Annotated in this window: 15 protein-coding genes; 4 read left to right on the top strand and 11 right to left on the bottom strand. The window is 71.6% G+C overall.

The window, feature by feature from the left end; all coding sequences use genetic code 11:
- Window position 1: 1 nt before the first annotated feature.
- Complete coding sequence (gene smc, locus ACFY36_RS27850) at window positions 2–3,583, bottom strand: chromosome segregation protein SMC (protein WP_499748864.1); 3,582 nt, start codon at window positions 3,581–3,583, stop codon at window positions 2–4.
- 197 nt (window positions 3,584–3,780) lie between these two features.
- Window positions 3,781–3,975 (bottom strand): hypothetical protein, encoded by a 195-nt coding sequence (locus ACFY36_RS27845; protein ID WP_097318386.1) that lies wholly within the window; start codon window positions 3,973–3,975, stop codon window positions 3,781–3,783.
- 484 nt (window positions 3,976–4,459) lie between these two features.
- Here ACFY36_RS27845 and ACFY36_RS27840 point away from each other — a divergent pair, with 484 nt between their 5' ends.
- The 3 genes from ACFY36_RS27840 to ACFY36_RS27830 are packed head-to-tail and all read left to right on the top strand — an operon-like array spanning window position 4,460 to window position 8,158.
- Complete coding sequence (locus ACFY36_RS27840) at window positions 4,460–6,163, top strand: DUF3492 domain-containing protein (RefSeq protein ID WP_499748863.1); 1,704 nt, start codon at window positions 4,460–4,462, stop codon at window positions 6,161–6,163.
- The gene (locus ACFY36_RS27835) at window positions 6,160–7,563 is read left to right on the top strand and encodes a hypothetical protein (RefSeq protein WP_499748862.1); all 1,404 of its coding nucleotides are present in this window, start codon (window positions 6,160–6,162) and stop codon (window positions 7,561–7,563) included. The genes ACFY36_RS27840 and ACFY36_RS27835 overlap by 4 nt, the downstream gene beginning before the upstream one ends.
- 25 nt (window positions 7,564–7,588) lie before the next feature.
- The gene (locus ACFY36_RS27830; protein ID WP_097318384.1) at window positions 7,589–8,158 is read left to right on the top strand and encodes a spherulation-specific family 4 protein; all 570 of its coding nucleotides are present in this window, start codon (window positions 7,589–7,591) and stop codon (window positions 8,156–8,158) included.
- Here ACFY36_RS27830 and mutM read toward each other — a convergent pair.
- The 9 genes from mutM to rsmD form a co-directional block, all read right to left on the bottom strand.
- On the bottom strand, window positions 8,112–8,966 hold the full coding sequence (gene mutM / locus ACFY36_RS27825) for a bifunctional DNA-formamidopyrimidine glycosylase/DNA-(apurinic or apyrimidinic site) lyase (RefSeq protein WP_499748861.1): 855 nt from the start codon (window positions 8,964–8,966) through the stop codon (window positions 8,112–8,114). The two genes, ACFY36_RS27830 and mutM, sit on opposite strands and share 47 nt — an antisense overlap.
- A gap of 14 nt (window positions 8,967–8,980) precedes the next feature.
- A complete protein-coding gene (locus ACFY36_RS27820) occupies window positions 8,981–10,138 on the bottom strand; it encodes a mannosyltransferase family protein (RefSeq protein ID WP_499748860.1) in 1,158 nt (385 codons plus the stop codon).
- Window positions 10,135–10,908 carry a ribonuclease III gene (rnc, locus tag ACFY36_RS27815; RefSeq protein WP_499748859.1) on the bottom strand — a complete coding sequence of 258 codons (774 nt, stop codon included), beginning with the start codon at window positions 10,906–10,908 and terminating at the stop codon, window positions 10,135–10,137. The genes ACFY36_RS27820 and rnc overlap by 4 nt, the downstream gene beginning before the upstream one ends.
- A 2-nt stretch (window positions 10,909–10,910) precedes the next feature.
- Window positions 10,911–11,819 (bottom strand): phosphate acyltransferase PlsX, encoded by a 909-nt coding sequence (locus ACFY36_RS27810; protein WP_499749314.1) that lies wholly within the window; start codon window positions 11,817–11,819, stop codon window positions 10,911–10,913.
- 111 nt (window positions 11,820–11,930) lie between these two features.
- Entirely contained in the window at window positions 11,931–12,104 is a 174-nt protein-coding gene (gene rpmF, locus ACFY36_RS27805; protein ID WP_097318372.1) for a 50S ribosomal protein L32, read from the bottom strand.
- A 3-nt stretch (window positions 12,105–12,107) separates the two neighbouring features.
- Complete coding sequence (locus tag ACFY36_RS27800) at window positions 12,108–12,671, bottom strand: YceD family protein (RefSeq protein WP_499748858.1); 564 nt, start codon at window positions 12,669–12,671, stop codon at window positions 12,108–12,110.
- Window positions 12,672–12,759: 88 nt separating this feature from the next.
- Window positions 12,760–13,257 carry an ATP synthase subunit B family protein gene (locus tag ACFY36_RS27795; protein WP_097318369.1) on the bottom strand — a complete coding sequence of 166 codons (498 nt, stop codon included), beginning with the start codon at window positions 13,255–13,257 and terminating at the stop codon, window positions 12,760–12,762.
- An 81-nt stretch (window positions 13,258–13,338) separates the two neighbouring features.
- Window positions 13,339–13,818 (bottom strand): pantetheine-phosphate adenylyltransferase, encoded by a 480-nt coding sequence (gene coaD, locus ACFY36_RS27790; RefSeq protein ID WP_097318367.1) that lies wholly within the window; start codon window positions 13,816–13,818, stop codon window positions 13,339–13,341.
- The gene (gene rsmD / locus ACFY36_RS27785; RefSeq protein ID WP_499748857.1) at window positions 13,815–14,378 is read right to left on the bottom strand and encodes a 16S rRNA (guanine(966)-N(2))-methyltransferase RsmD; all 564 of its coding nucleotides are present in this window, start codon (window positions 14,376–14,378) and stop codon (window positions 13,815–13,817) included. Before rsmD ends, coaD begins: the two co-directional genes overlap by 4 nt.
- Window positions 14,379–14,733: 355 nt before the next feature.
- On the opposite strand from rsmD, the gene ACFY36_RS27780 reads away from it, so the two are divergent.
- Window positions 14,734–15,903 (top strand): cell wall anchor protein, encoded by a 1,170-nt coding sequence (locus tag ACFY36_RS27780; protein WP_499748856.1) that lies wholly within the window; start codon window positions 14,734–14,736, stop codon window positions 15,901–15,903.
- Window positions 15,904–15,931 lie beyond the last annotated feature (28 nt).

Here is a 15,931-nt window from a genome sequence, read left to right as displayed (position 1 = left end):
CTCAGTCCTCCGGTTCGCGGTTGAGGCGCTGGCTGATCACCTGGGTGACGCCGGAGCGCATCGTGACGCCGTAGAGGGCGTCCGCGACCTCCATCGTGCGTTTCTGGTGCGTGATGATGAGCAGCTGGCTCTTCTCCCGCAACTGTTGGAAGAGGGTAATCAACCGGCCCAGGTTGACGTCGTCCAGGGCCGCCTCGACCTCGTCCATGATGTAGAAGGGCGAGGGGCGGGCCCGGAAGATCGCGCAGAGCATGGCCACCGCGGTCAGCGAGCGCTCGCCGCCGGAGAGCAGCGACAGCCGCTTGATCTTCTTGCCGGGCGGGCGGGCCTCGACCTCGACGCCGGTGGTCAGCATGTCCTCCGGGTCGGTCAGGACCAGCCGGCCCTCACCGCCGGGGAAGAGCACCTGGAAGACCAGCTGGAACTCGCGGGCCGTGTCCTCGAAGGCCGACGCGAAGACCTCGAGGATCCGGTCGTCGACGTCCTTGACCACGGTGAGCAGGTCCTTGCGGGTGGCCTTGAGGTCTTCGAGCTGGTCGGAGAGGAACTTGAAGCGCTCCTCGAGCGCGGCGAACTCCTCCAGGGCGAGCGGGTTGACCTTGCCGAGCAGGGCCAGGTCGCGCTCGGCCTTGTTCGACCGCTTCTCCTGGGTGGGCCGGTGGAACGGCACCGGCTCGGGCACCGGTTTGCCGTCCTTCTCGGCCTGGGCCACCTCGGCCTGGGTGGGCGGCACGAGCTGCTCCGGGCCGTACTCGGTGATGAGCGTGTCGACGTCGAGGGAGAAGTCCTCGGCCGCCTTGGCCTCGAGCTGCTCGATGCGCATGCGCTGCTCGGCCCGGGCCACCTCGTCGCGGTGGACCTCGTTGGTGAGGCGCTCCAGCTCGGCCACGAAGCGCTTGGCGCTCGCCCGCACCTCCTGGAGCTCGGCCTCGCGGGCCGTGCGGGCCTGGGCCAGCTCGTCGCGGACCTCGATGGCCGCGGCCAGCGAGACCGACACGCGGGCCAGCGCGGCCGCCGCGCCCAGGGCGACCGCCCGGGCGATCTCGGCGCCGCGGGCCCGGGCCGCACGGCGGGCGGCCGCCCGCTCGCGGGCCTGCCGTTCGGCGTTGGCCTGGCGCAGCAGGGAGTCGGCCCGGCCGGCGATGGAGGAGACCCGCTCCTCGGCGGTGCGGACGGCCAGGCGTACCTCCATCTCGTTCTGCCGTGACTGGGGCACCAGCGCGGCCAGGCGGTCACGCTCGTCCGTGGACGGTTCCTCGTCGATCGGGGTGGCCTCGGCCAGCCGCAGGCGCTCCTCGAGCTCGGCCACGCGGATCAGGTCGGCCTCGCGGGCCGACTCGGCCTTCTGCCGGGAGGCGCCCAGGCGCTCCGACTCGGCCTTGGCCGAACGGGCGGCGGCGCCGAGCTCGGCCAGCCGCCGGGCGGCCGCGTTGCGCTCACCCTCGGCCGCGCGCTTGGCCTGCGCGGCGACGTTCACCGCCTCCTTGTGGCGCGCCACCTCGGCCCGGGCGTCGGCGAGCTGCGCTTTCAGCTCGCCGATGGACGCCTCGGCCTCGGCCCGCCGGGCCTTCGCCTCGTCGACCGCGGCCTGGACCTCGATGTAACTGGAGGCTTTGCCGGAGCCTCCGGCGGCGGCGTACGCCCCGAGGACGTCCCCGTCCGGCGTGACCGCCCGCAACTCCGCGTTTCCGGCGATCAACGCGGCCGCGGCCGGAAGATCATTCACCAGTACGACGTCACGCAGCGCCCGATTGAGCGCGGGACGCACAGTGTCGGGACAGTCGACGACATCGGGCGCCCAGATCGCGCCCTCCGGCAACGCGGGCCGCAGCGCGTCGAGCGTGCCCCGCATACCCGGGCCGGCCGGCGAGGCGACCACGAGGGCGGCCCGCCCGGCATCGGCGATCTTGAGCGTGCGCATCGCCTCGACGGCCTCGTCCACTCCGGAGAGCGCGACCGAGTCGGCCAGCGTGCCCAGCGCGGCCGCCAGCGCCGCCTCGTGCCCGGGCCGGACCGTGAGCATGGAGGCCAGGCTGCCGAGCAGGCCGGGCACCTCGGCGCCCTTGGCCAGCAGCGCGCCGGCGCCGTCCTTGCGCTGGAGGCCGAGGGCGAGCGCCTCCTCGCGGGCCTTCCAGCTCGCGGCGTCCTTCTCGGCGGCCCGCTCGGCGTCGGAGAGCTCCCTGACCACGGCGGCCGCGCGGTCCTGCTCGGCCACCGCCTCGGCGTGCCGGGCGTCGAGCTCCACGTTGTCACGGTCGGCCTCGGACGACTCGGCCGCGACCAGGTCGACCTCGGCCTGCGCGGCCTCGGCCCGCATCATCGCGTCGGTGTGGGCCGCGGCGAGCCGCTCGATCTCGTCGGTGGCGCCCTCGGTGCGGGCGCGGGCCGCGTTCACGTTGCCGACGAGCTTGGCCAGGCCCTCGCGGCGGTCGGCGATCGCCTTGGCCGCCGAGCGCAGGGCGCCCTCGGCCGCGGCGAGCTGACGCTCGAGATCCTGCCGGTGCTCGATCGCCTCGGCCAGGCGCATCTGGTCGTCGGTGAGCGCCTCGCGCAGCTCCTCCTCCTGCTCGCGGACCCGTTCCGACTCGGCTTCGAGCTGGTCGGGGTCGCGGCCGGGCCGCTCCTCGTCGGGCGTGGCCGCGAGGTGGCGCAGGCGCTCGGTGGCGAGCTGCTCGGTGGAGCGGAAGCGCTCCTGGAGGGCGGACAGCTTGTACCAGGTGTCCTGGGCGGCCTGGAGCAGCGGCGCGTCCTCGGCGTGGGCCAGCTCGAGGTCGGCCAGCAGACGCTGGATCTCGCGGTTTTCGGCCTCGACCTGCTGACGGCGCTCACGCATCGCCGACTCGTCGGCGATCTCCTTGTCGAGGGTGGTGCGCAACGTGTGCAGGTCGTCGGCGAGCAGCCGGAGCCGGGCGTCGCGCAGGTCGGCCTGGATGCCGGCCGCGCGCCGGGCCACCTCGGCCTGCTTGCCGAGCGGCTTGAGCTGGCGGCGCAGCTCGGCCGTGAGGTCGGTCAGCCGGTTGAGGTTGACCTGCATCGCGTCGAGCTTGCGGATCGCCTTCTCTTTGCGCTTGCGGTGCTTGAGGACGCCGGCCGCCTCCTCGATGAAGGCGCGGCGGTCCTCCGGCTTGGCGTGCAGCATCGCGTCGAGCCGGCCCTGCCCGACGATGATGTGCATCTCACGGCCGATGCCGGAGTCGCTGAGCAGCTCCTGGATGTCGAGCAGGCGGCAGGCGTTGCCGTTGATCTCGTACTCGCTGGCGCCGTCCCGGAACATGCGGCGGGTGATCGAGACTTCGGTGTACTCGATCGGGAGCGCGCCGTCGTTGTTGTCGATCGTCAACGTCACCTCGGCCCGGCCCAGCGGGGCCCGGCCGGACGTGCCGGCGAAGATGACGTCCTCCATCTTGCCGCCGCGCAACGCCTTGGCGCCCTGCTCGCCGAGAACCCAGGCGATGGCGTCGACGACGTTCGACTTGCCGGAGCCGTTGGGGCCCACCACACAGGTGATGCCCGGCTCCAGCCGCAGCGTCGTAGCGGAGGCGAAGGACTTGAAGCCCTTGACCGTGAGGCTCTTGAGGTGCACGGATTTCCCGGGGGTCAGCGGTACCTACGTTTGGTGCAGGCTACCCGCCGCCCGCGCCGGTGGCCGTACCCGCAACACCCCGAGCCGCGGAAATCGGGCAAAAAGATGCGCGCCGCCACAGAGTGGAGGCGCGCCGTTTACTCGGGGGGTGCGTCGAGGGACAGCTGGGGCCGCCGGGTCACGACGGCCGGCGAAGCTCAGGTCAGCGCGGGCTCGGTCAGCCGCGCGAAATCGTCTGCCTCCGCGGCTGCCGCCGCGAGACGATCATTTTCCGCCCGCAGGCGGGTGACCTCGAACTCCAGGGACTGGACCCGGGAACGCAGTCGGGTGACCTCGTCGAGCAGGCGCCGATCGGGCGCCGCACCTACGTGGCCGAAGAGGGCCTTCGCCATGGTGACTCCTTGAGAAGCTGTGCTTCTTCTTTGTGGAAAGCGTTGCCGGAGAGGCCGGCGCTACGCGCGCCCAGTGCACCGCGCATCTATGCTCAAGGGCACGCATGAGCACAGACCTATGCACCGTCGGATGTGTTTCTTAAGGTGCAGATGTCTCATACCAAGCTGGAACCGGGCATGAGTGGGCGCGACTGGCGACTTCTCCATAGTCCGCCGAGACTCAACTCCCGTCAAGCCGTGGAGCCTGCCACTGGCACAGAGTGAGAGTGAATCTTGCCACCTTGACGGCTTCACCTGGGCTTATATGACCTTGCGGCCGTTATGCACGCGCGTGCGGGCGCTAGTAAAGATCCAAAACGGCCCGTGAAACGCGAATCCGGACAATCTTTGTCATAAGGGTAGGCAAATCGGATGAAAACCGTCCAATTGTGTCGCCTACCCGACACGCTCCCGCGCCCGGCGGCGGTCCGTCGTTGCCCCCATCGTGAATCCGACCCCGTCGCGAGAGCGAGTCTGCCTGCTCACCGGCGGCGGGTACCCGTACCGGCGGGACGCGCTCAGCGGTTGGTGCCGCACCCTCGTCGAGGGGCTGCGCCGGTTCCGCTTCGAACTGCTCACCGTCACGGACCGCGAGCCGCCGTCCGCTCCCGCGTACCCGCTGCCCTTCAACGTGCGCTCGGCCCGTGCCGTCGCCGTCACCCGGTCAACCACCCGCCCCGAACGCCGCCGCGGCGATGCCGACGACCGCCTCCGCGCCGCCGCGGGCCTGCTCAGCCAAGGTCTGCTGGGTGAAGGCCCGGCCGGAACCCTCCGCCGGGGCGAGAGCTGGGACGACCGCGAAAGCTCGAACAGCCCCGGAGGCCTCCAGCGGGACGACCGCTGGGACGACCGCGAAAGCTCGAACGGCCCCGGAGGCCTCCGGCGGGACGACCGCTGGGACGGCCGCGAAGCCGGGGAGGGGCGCGGGGCTGAGGGTGGCCGCGCCGCCGGGGATGATCGCGAGGTCGGGGGTGTGCCGGCCGACGTCGTCTTCTCGGAAGGGCTCCGGCAGGTCGCGGAGCTGATCGCGGAGCGGCCCGCCCTCCTGGCCTCGTTACCGCTGGCCGACGCGCTGGCCGGGGCCTGGCGGGCCGAGGGGCGGCTGAGCACGCGGGACGCCCGTACGGCGGCCACGCTGCTGCGGCACGCGCTCGGAGCGCTCGCCGTGCCGATGCCCGAGGCCGACCTGGTGCACTGCGTGGGCGGCACGACGCCGCTGCTCACCGCCCTGGCCGGCCGGTGGCGCACGGGCACGCCGCTGCTGCTCACCGAGGCCCGCACGCCGGTCGCCCGGCACAAGCCGCACGAGGAGCGGCTCTCCCCGGCGGTCCGCACGGTGCTGCGCCGCTTCCGGGGAGCCGTCGCCCGGACCGGATACGCCGAGGCCGGGCTGATCGCCCCGCTCAGCGCCTATCACCACGGCTGGGCGCTACGGCACGGCGCCCAGGCGACCAAGCTGGTCCAGGTGCCGGCCGGGGTCGACCCGTCGGAATATCCGGGCGCGGCCGAGCTCGACACCGAGCCCGCTGTGGTGTGGGCCGGCAGCGGCGGCCCGGACAGCGGCCTGACCCCGCTGCTGGCCGCGTTCGAGCAGGTCGTGGCGGCCGTACCGGGGACCGTCCTGCACCTGGTCGGCGTGACCGCGGCCCACGAGGACCACTGCGCCGAGCAGATCGACCGGATGCGGCTGGGCCGGGCCGTGCGCCTGCACCCGCTGCCGGCCGACCCCCGTGATCGTTACACCGCCGGGCACGTGGTGGCGCACGTGCCCGGGCCGGCCGACCCGCCGTACCGCCTGATCGAGGCCATGATGTCGGGCCGCGCGGTGGTCGGCGTCGACGTCGGCCCGGCCGCCGAGACGCTCGGCGACGCCGGGGTGCTCGTGCAGCCGGACGACCCGGCCGAGCTGGCGATCGCCGTCACCGACCTGCTGCGGTCGCCGTCGCGCCGCCGCCAGCTGGGCGACGCGGCCCGCCGGCGCGCGCTCACCCACTTCACGAACGACCGGGTGGTCCGCGTCTACGGCGCCCTCTACACCGATCTCGCGGCGCCCCCGCCGGCCGCCGCCTTCGAACTGGCGCTCGCGGTCCCGGCTCCCCGGTCGGAACCGCCGGTCACACTCCGCTGGCTAGTCCGGGAGGACAGATGACGATCACCCCCGCGCGCCCGCGCACGCACACGCCGGGCAAGAGAAGGCACCGCGTCCCGGCACCGCCCCGGCACGCGATAAGCCTGCTGCCCGACCCGGCCCCGAACCCGGCCACCGACCTCACTCCGGACAGCGAGTCCTCCGCACGCCACTTAACAGCGTCAACCGACCTCCCGGCTCGCCACGCTTCGGCGGTAGCCACGACCCGATCACGCCGGGCGGCGGCCGAGCCTCGGTCGCGCCGGGCGCCGGCTCGGCGCACGTATCTCCGGTCGGCTCTCCTGCGCTGTGCTCTCTATCTGGGGCCGCTCAGCGTGGCCGTGGCCGCGGCCGAGCCTCTGGGCCGGGTCGCCTGGCCGGTGCCGATCGCCGCCCTGTTGCTCGGATGGTCGGCCGCCCAAGCCCTGACCAGCACCGGCGCCGCCGTCGCGCGGCACGCCGGGCCGTCGGCGGCCGCGCGGTTGGTCGGATACGGGTTCAGTGCGGTCTCGGCACTGTGGTGCGCCCTGGTCTGGGTCGCGCCGGCCGCCCTGGTCGGCCCGGAACGCGGACTGGCCCTGGTCATCGGCCTCGGCGGCCTGGCCAGTCTCGCCACGGTCACCGCGGCCCTGGTCACCCGCTCCGAGGCGGCGCTGGCCGGGTGGAGCCTGCCCTGCTGGCTGCTCGCCGCGGCGACGCTGGCCGGGCTGGCCGGCGAGTCGGTCGCCGACGAGCTGCCGATCGGCACGCTGCTGCCGGCCGCGATCGTGGTGGCCACCGTGCGCGCGTTCCGGCCGGTGGTCATTCCCGGGCTGCGCGGCCGGATGCCCCGCCCGACCGGGGCCGAGCTGCGGCGCGGCGGCATGTTCGGGGTGATCGGCGCGTCCCAGGCGATCTGCGTGGGGCTGCTCTGGCAGGCCGGGCCGTCCGGCTCGACCGCGCCGTTCTGGCTTCCGCTGCTGCTCGCTGTGCCGATTCTCGAGGCCCTCATCGGCTGGCACACCGACCAGGTCGACGCCGGGCTCGACACCACGACCGACCAGGCCGGATATCGCAAGCACGTCCGCGGCGTCACCCTGATCACGCTGGCCGGGCTGCTGCCGCCGCTCGCCGTCGGGGTGGCCCTGGCCGTCGGCGCCTACCAGCTTCCGGCCGACGACGGCGAGGACGTGCTCGGCCTGGCCGGCGGCACCCTGCTCGGCGGCGTCTTCGCCGTCACCTTCCTGCTGGCCGCGCGCGGGCGTACCGGTCTCGCCGCGACCCTGGCCGCCGCGCCCCCGCTGGCCGTGCTGGCCCTCCCGATCCTTCCGCTGCCCGCCGCCGGCCCCCTGCCCGACGCCGTGGCCGTGCTCGCCGCGACCCACCTGGCCGGCCTGCTGGTCGTCACCATGACCGCCGCCGACGACCAGAGAACTCCATGACCGCCGCCGACCAACGGAGAACCTCGTGAAGACTCTCTTCCCCCCGTACGCGCACCCGTCGCCCGAGCTGCCGCTGGACGGCGACACCTGGATCGTCCGGGACCTGCCCGGCGAGCGCCGCAGCCTGCACCAGTCGCTGGGCCGCATCGATCTCGACTGGGGCAGCCGCTCCCTGGCCGACGTGCTGGCCGACGTCGACGCCTGGCGCGAGGACGGCGCCGAGGGTCTCTTCCTCGACCGTGCCCCGGCCGGTTCCGGCGGGGTCGGCCCGGTCGCCCTGACCATCCGGCTCGCCGCCCGCCGCGGGCTGCACCGGGTGGTGCTGAACCCGGGCGTGCCGACGCACCCGCTCTACCGGGATCTCGGCGTGCGGATCTGCACGTTCGAAGGACCGTGGGAGGCCTATCAGAGCTGGGACGGCGACGGTGTACGCCCGGGGGACGGCCACATCGTGCACGGCGTGCCGACCGCGCTGCTCACCGCCGCGCGCCGGCTGATGGGCCGGCGCGGCGCCGGTTTCGGGCTGGCCACCGACGCCAGCCCGTACATCAGTGCCGGATCGTTCGCGGGCGGGGCTGGCAGCGGGGGCAGCTGAACGACGAGCGGTTCATGAACTGCTCGCGGCGGATCGGCGTGCCGCAGCGGTGGCAGGGCTCGCCCTCCCGGCCGTACGCGTTGAGCGCCCGGTCGAAGTAGCCGCTCTCGCCGTTCACGTTGACGTACAGCTCGTCGAAGCTGGTGCCGCCGGCCACGATCGCTTCGCCGAGCACGTCACGGACGTGCGCGAGGAGGCGGCGTACGGCCGGCCTGGTCAGTTGATCTGTCGGCCGTGCGCCGTGAAGCTGGGCCCGCCACAGCGCCTCGTCGGCGTAGATGTTGCCCACGCCGGAGATCAGCGTCTGGTCGAGCAGGGCCCGCTTGATCTCGGTGTGCTTGCCGCGCAGCCGGGCGACGAACGCCTCGTCGTCGAAGAGCGGGTCCATCGGGTCGCGGGCGATGTGCGCGATCTCGTCGGGCAGCTCGGCGCCGCCCTCGGAGAGCGACAGCCCGCCGAAGGTGCGCTGGTCGACGAAGCGCAGCTCGGGGCCGTCGTCGGTGAAGGTGAAGCGGATGCGCAGGTGCTTCTCGTCCTCGGCGTCGGCCGGCTGCATCAGCAGCTGGCCGCTCATGCCGAGGTGGCCGATGAGCGCGTCGCCGGAGTCGAGCGGGAACCACAGATATTTGCCGCGACGGGACACGTCCACGACGGTCCGGCCGGTCAGCAGCGCGATGAAGTGCGCGTCGCCGGGCAGGTGCCGGCGGATCGCGCGGGGGTGGTGCACCTCGACGGTCCTGATCGTCCGGCCGGTCACCCACTTGGCCAGGCCTTGCCGGACGGTCTCGACCTCGGGCAGTTCGGGCACCGCGGGTCTCCTTCTTAAAGCGTGTACGGCCAGACGGCCACCAGATAGGCGCCGTACCAGAGGCCGAAGGCCGCCCACGCGATGATCGACAGGATCGCCACCCGGGGCCGGGCCCGGGAGGCGGCGATCGCCGCGGGAAGCAGCGTCAAGAGTACGGGGACGAGCAGCCGCGGCTTCGAATGGTAGAAGCCGGCCTGCCCGTAGACGAGCACCATGGCGATCAATCCGTAAACAGCCAGCGGCGGCCAGGGCTTCCCGGCCAGCGCCACCCAGGCCGCGGCCGCCGCGGCCAGCAGGATGAAGGCCACGCTGATCGGCACCCAGCCGTCGCCCGTGCTCAGCGTGGTGGCCAGGAACTCAACCGTGCTGGCCCCGTAGTCGAAGGCCGTGCCCCACCCGGCCGCCTGGATGCGGAACCAGGCCGCCGGATCACCGACGCGCCATCCGACCCAGGCCAGGAAGGCCGGCACCCCGGCCAGCGCGACCCCCGCCGCCAGCAGGGGTTTCCACGCCTGCCGGCGATCGTCGCGCACGGCGAGCAGGGCGGCGACCGCGAGGGCGACCGCGGCCGCCGCGCCGGTGGGCCGGCTCAGCGCCGTGAGCACGCCCAGCAGTCCGGCCGCCCACCACACCTTGCGGTGCGCGGCGACCAGCATGCCCGCGACCAGGGCCAGGAAGACCGCTTCGGAGTACGCCATGGAGAAGACGATCGAAACGGGGGCCGTGCAGCAGATCGCGACCAGGGCCCAGCCGACCCGCTTGTTGTAGAGCGACGTGCCGAGCAGGTGCAGCGCGATCGCCATGCCGACCGACGCCACCCAGCTCACGATGAGGGCGGCGGTCGAGGCCGGTATGCCGACCGACGCCACGGCCCGGATCAGCAGCGGGTAGACCGGGAAGAAGGCCAGCTCGTTGCCCTGGAGCCGGCCGGCCAGGTCGTACGTGTACTCGTGCGGATAGCCGTTGACGGCCACCTTCAGGAACCAGCCGGCGTCCCAGACGAGCAGCCGGTTGCGGATGCCGACGGGATCGTCGGAGGCGGCGTCGAGCCAGCCCAGGACGACGAGCTGGGCGACGCGGGTGAGCGCGAAGATCCCGATCGCGGTGCCGACGCCCCGCCAGGCGCCCGCGGCGTCCCAGAGCCGGGGGCGCTCCTCGACCGCGACGCTCACTCGGTGTCTTTTTCTTCCGTTTTTTCCTCGGCCTTGTCCAGCAGAGCGCCGTCCGGCTCGGCGGTGCGCTCGGTGAGGATGCGCCAGGCGGCCGCGGCGGCCCGCTGCTCGGCCTGCTTCTTGCTGCGGCCCTCGGAACCGCCGTAGCGCTCACCGGCCACCACGACCCAGGCCGTGAAGGTCTTGGCGTGGTCGGGACCGGAGTCCTCGATCACGTAGTCGGGCACGCCCAGGCCGAGGGCGGCGGTCAGCTCCTGGAGGCTGGTCTTCCAGTCGAGGGCGGCCCCCCGGCTGGCCGACTCGACCATCAGCGGGTCGAACAGGCGGTGGATCACCTCGCCCGCGGTGTCCAGCCCGTGGTCCAGGTAGATCGCGCCGAGCAGGGCCTCCAGGGTGTCGGCCAGGATGCTCGCCTTGTCGCGGCCGCCGGTCGTCTCCTCGCCCTTGCCCAGCAGCAGGTGCTTGCCGAGCCCCTCGGGCCCGAGGCCGCGGGCCACGTCGGCCAGCGCGTGCATGTTGACCACGCTCGCCCGCAGCTTGGCCAGCTGCCCCTCGGGCAGGTCGGGGTGGTTGTGGAACAGCGCCGAGGTGATCACGACGCCGAGCACCGAGTCGCCGAGGAACTCCAGCCGCTCGTTGGTCGGCAGGCCACCGTTCTCGTACGCGTAGGAGCGGTGGGTGAGCGCGCGTTCGAGCAGATTGGGCTCGATCGGTACGCCGAACGCCTCCTCGAGGGGCAGGGTCGGTGGCCGGCGGCGCTTGTCACTCATCTTCAGACACCTCGTTGTGCTTCGATCATGTCGGCCATGGCCGCGACGGCGGCCCGGCGGTGCAGGTCGGCGGCGAACGCGATGCCCGCGGCGACGTCCGGCCCGGACGCGGCGCCGTGGCAGACCACCACGGTGCCGGCGACGCCGAGCAGGAGGGCGGCGCGCGGGGGCGGTGCGCCGGTGGCGGGTGGCCCCAGTTCGGCGTACGCCGCCTCGAGCCCCTTGAGCAGGATGTTGCCGGTGAATCCGTCGGTCACGACGACGTCGGCGACGGTGCCGGTGACGACGTCGTTGCCCTCGACCAGCCCGGTGTACCGGGCCCCGCCCGGCAGATCGAGGCCGGCCAGCAGGGGTGGGAGGGCGCGGCGCAGCCGGTCGCCCTTGCCCCGTTCGGTGCCGATGGTGAGAAGGCCCACGCGGGGAGCGGCGACGTCGTGCACGACGGAGGCGTACGCGGCGCCGAGCCGGGCGTGCATGGCCACGGTCTCCTCGTCCGGGTCGACGGACGAGCCCACGTCGAGCAGAACGAGACGCCCGGCGCGGGCGGGAAGCACGGCGGCCAGCGGCGGGCGCCGTACACCCGGCCATCGCCCCAGGCCGAGGGCGGCCGAGGTCACGGTGGCGCCGGTGTTGCCGGCCGAGATCACCGCGTCGGCCTCGCCCTGGGCGACGGCCAGCACGGCCGAGCGGACGCCCGACTCGACCCAGCTCTCCACGCGCTCACCCGGCGCTATGGGCATGCGAGCGACCCGGCCGTGCTCGGCCGGGTCGAAGGCGTCAAGAAACTCGTCGGCGGCCTCGGCCGGTCCGACGAGCAGCAGGTGAAGGGCGGGGTCGGCCTGGCAGGCACGCAGAGCGCCGTCAACCACGACGGCGGGAGCACTGTCCCCGCCGAGGAGGTCGACGGCGATCCGCGCGGTGCCCGGCTCCCCGGCAGCTTGCTGCGGGGAGACCGAAACACCGGGACGCCGATGCGCAGGTGCGACCCGCCCGATGATCGGGCGCGTCACCTAAACGCGGTTTCAGACCTCGAGGACCTGACGGCCGTTGTACGTGCCGCAGACCCCGCACGCGGTGTGGGGCAGGTGCGGCGACTTGCACTGGGGGCAGGCCACGGTCTGCACCGCGGTCGCCTTCCAGTTCGCCCGGCGGGACCGGGTGTTGCTGCGCGACATCTTGCGCTTGGGGACGGCCACGGCTTACTCCTCGGTATTCGTTAGGTTACGCAAAGCGGCCCAGCGGGGATCGACTTCCTCGTGGCTGTGACCAGCCGGAAGGTCGTCGAAATGCACCCCGCAGTCGGGGCACAGGCCTGGGCAGTCCTGTCGGCACAGCGGGTTCGTCGGCAAGGTCAGCACCACCGCGTCCCGCAGAGCCGGCTCCAGGTCGAGCAGGTCGCCCTGCATCCGGCCCACCTCGTCCTCGTCGGTCGTCTCCTCCGTGGTGCTGTCCGCGTAGGCGAACAACTCCGCGATCTTGACTTCGAAGGACTCGTTGATCTCGTTCAGGCACCGACCGCACTCGCCGACCAGCGAGCCGCGGGCGTTACCGCTGACGTACACCCCCTCGGAGACCGACGTGAGCACGAGATCGAGCTCGACGTCAGACCCCTCGGGAACCGAGAGCAACTCCAGTCCGAGGTCCGCCGGGGCCGGGATCACCCGCTTGAGGGCACGCGTCGCACCAGGCTGGCGCGGAAGTTTCGTCGTGTCGACGACGAGCGGCTGCCTGGGATCGAGGTGACTCTGTGGTGACTTGGGCATCGTTGTTCCTCAGCCTGGGTAGGCCGACAGAAAAGGTTACCTGAGCTGCCGCCGTACCGTCGAATCCGGGGTTACCCCCGCGCAGGAACTAGAACGGCAGCGGCCGTTCACTATCTTCCCCTTGGAAGTTGCCGATCTCGCGGAGGGCGTGCATCTTGTCACGGCCGCGCTCGATCGAGGCCAGTGCCCTGGTCAGGAACTGCTCGAAGTTGGCCAGGGCGGTGTCGACGTAGTCGTCGACCTCCTCACGCAGGCGCTGGGCCTCCGTGCGGGCCTCGGCGATGATCCGGGCGCCCTCGTGCTCGGCCGACACCGTGATCTCGTTGACCGAGACGAGCCGGGCGTGTTCGGTCTCACCTTCGCTGATGATCCGGTCAGCCTCGCGGCGGCCGGCCTCGATGATCCGGTCGCGCTCCTCCAGCACGGCCGCGGCCTTGCGCAGCTCGCTGGGCAGCTCGGAGCGGAGCTCGTCGAGGCGCTCGACCATCTCGTTGCGGTCGAACATGAAGTTCGTCCGCGACATGGGCACGGAGCGCGACTCCTGCACGAGCTCGATGATCTCGTCGATACGGTCGAGCGGATCCACCGGTCCCTGCCTTTCCACGTGGTTCGCTCACGGTACTGCGTGGGTCACCGCAGAAGGAGGCACCGGCGCGCCGGTGCGCCCCTAGTTCTGCTTGAGGCGTGTCACCAGACGCTCGCCGACGAAGTCCGGGACGTACGCCGAAGCGTCGCCGCCCCACTTCACCACGTCCTTGACGAGACTCGACGACAGGAATGAGTACAGCGGGTTGGTCGGCATGAACAGTGTCTCCACGCCGGAGAGCCCGATGTTCATCTGCGCCATCTGCAACTCGTAATCAAAATCGCTGACCGCGCGCAGACCCTTGACAACCACCGCCGCGCCCTGCGCACGGCAGAAATCGACGAGAAGCCCGTGAAACGAGGCCACCCGGACGTTGGCGTACGAAGACGTCGCTTCCCGCAACATCTCGATGCGCTCTTCGATGGTGAACAGGCCGGTTTTCGACTGATTGATCAACACGCCGATGATCACTTCGTCGAACAGCCGGCTGGCCCGCCCGACGATGTCGAGGTGGCCGTTGGTGACCGGATCGAAGGAGCCGGGACACACCGCTCGTCTCATGATCGGCGACCGTACCAAAGAGTGGTCTCCCCGTAACGCCTGCTGCGATCCGCGGTGATGCCGTCCACCCAGCTCATCGACGCGCCCCGGGTCGAACGCTCCACGGTGACCACCGCGTCCGGGGCCAGCCAGCCGAGCTCGACCAGCGCCGTCTGGACCTCGGTGACCTCGCGGTCGGTCACCGCGTAGGGCGGGTCGGCGAAGACCACGTCGTACGGTCCGCCGTCCGGCGGCGAGGCCAGGACCTGGGCGACCTTGCCGGTGACGAGCCGGGCCGCGCCGCCGAGGCGCAGCGCGACGATGTTGTCGCGGATCGTGCGGGCGGCCCGGCCGTCCGCCTCGACCAGAAGCGCGTGGCTCGCGCCGCGCGAGAGCGCCTCGAGCCCGACCGCCCCCGACCCGGCATAAAGATCAAGAAAGCGAACGCCGGAAAGATCCGTCATCGAATCGAGTGCGCTGAAATACGCCTCGCGCACACGGTCCGATGTGGGCCGGGTGAGCGCGCCGGCGGGCGCGGACAGCCGCCGGCCGCCGTGCGCCCCCGCGATGATCCGGGTCATGACGCCTCACGCGATTCTGCGATGAACACGCTTCGGAAACTACTTGACTACTTACTCATTGTGGCCTGCGAGTGAACAAATGCGCAGAGCATCACCACGCTCAGCGTTGGGTCAAATTCCCTCAGTTAAGCGAAGATCACGAATCGGCAACAACACCCTTAGGATCCTCTGAGGGATTTCCTAGATAGGCATTAGTGACTATGGTCAGGCGCTGTTGCAGGCGTCCTCCACCGGGCGCCGGCCGACGACGTGGGGAGGCGTTGTCGCAGGCCATCGCCCATTCTCCATCTCGGTGACGGCTCGCCGCTTCCTTACGCACACCCCTGAACGTTTTTCCCCAGTTACAGGAGTAGGCGTGAACCTGCTGAAGTCCAAGCTGCGGCGTTCCACCGCCGTGGTCGCTGGAACGCTCATCGGCCTCGCCGGTGTCGCGTTCTTCGCGTCGCCCGCCAGCGCCCACCACAGCGTGGTCAAGGGCACCCCCACGTGTGACACCGCCACCGGCGACTGGACCATCAACTGGTCCGTCGACGCGGTCGGTGTCTACAAGGCGCAGCCGTTCAAGCTGGCTGAGGTCAAGGTGACGCCGGAAGGCACCATCGACGGCATCAAGGAGACCGAGGGTCCCGACTTCCCGTTCAAGAGCGGCGAGCCGGTCCTGGGCACCCAGAAGGTCGCCAGTGGCACCGAATCCGTCACGCTGGCCGTCAAGGCCATGTGGAAGGAGAAGGACGGCAACTGGTGGGTCGAGCCGAAGCCGTCCACCGGCACGGTGACCTTCGACGGCACCTGCACCAAGGACGCCCCGAAGCCGGACGCGCAGCTCGCCTCCAGCTGTGACGGCGTGACCGTGACGCTGTCCAACGGCAAGGACGCCAAGAAGGACGCCGAGTTCACCATCGTCGGCACCGACTTCACCAAGAACGTGACGGTCAAGGTCGGCGAGGAGCCGGTCACCGTCTCGATCCCGGCCAAGAACGCCGGCAAGGTCGTCGTCACCGAGAAGAGCAGCGACAAGCCGGTTCTCGTCGGCAAGTGGGAAGAGCCCAAGGACTGCCAGCAGCCCGAGGACAACTTCGAGGGTGGCTACCAGGTCACCTGTGACTCGCTGATCTTCCAGGTGGACAACACCAAGGGCAAGACCACCATCGAGGTCACCTTCACCCCGAACAAGGGCGCCGCTCAGACGATCGTCGCCAAGCCGGGCGAGAAGAAGCAGGTCACCTTCAAGGGCGAGAAGGGTCTCGAGGTCACCCCGAAGTTCAAGGGTGAGGAGTTCGAGGCGATCAAGTGGGACGACGAGGAGAAGCCGGCCGAGTGCAACAGCGCTTCGCCGAGCCCGTCCGCCAGCGCCAGCACCTCCCCCGCCCCGGCCCCCGGCCAGGGTGGCGGCGATGACGAGGAGACCCTGCCGCTGACCGGTGCCGCCGCTGGTGGCATCGCGGCCGGCGCGGCTGCTCTGCTCGCCGCGGGCGCCGTGCTCTTCATCCTCGCGCGTCGTCGCAAGCTGAAGTTCACCGCCTGATAGCTGCTTGACGAAAAGCGCCCCGGCT

Source organism: Actinoplanes sp. NPDC000266 (assembly GCF_042899005.1).
GTDB lineage: Bacteria > Actinomycetota > Actinomycetes > Mycobacteriales > Micromonosporaceae > Actinoplanes.
This window is presented reverse-complemented; position numbering and strand designations above follow the sequence as displayed.

Coding starts and splice junctions, on each gene's coding strand:
- ACFY36_RS27800 (WP_499748858.1), bottom strand. CDS start 12,671: ATGCCCAAGTCACCACAGAGTCACCTCGATCCCAGGCAGCCGCTCGTC.
- rsmD (WP_499748857.1), bottom strand. CDS start 14,378: ATGACCCGGATCATCGCGGGGGCGCACGGCGGCCGGCGGCTGTCCGCG.
- ACFY36_RS27835 (WP_499748862.1), top strand. CDS start 6,160: ATGACGATCACCCCCGCGCGCCCGCGCACGCACACGCCGGGCAAGAGA.
- rnc (WP_499748859.1), bottom strand. CDS start 10,908: ATGAGTGACAAGCGCCGCCGGCCACCGACCCTGCCCCTCGAGGAGGCG.
- coaD (WP_097318367.1), bottom strand. CDS start 13,818: ATGAGACGAGCGGTGTGTCCCGGCTCCTTCGATCCGGTCACCAACGGC.
- ACFY36_RS27845 (WP_097318386.1), bottom strand. CDS start 3,975: ATGGCGAAGGCCCTCTTCGGCCACGTAGGTGCGGCGCCCGATCGGCGC.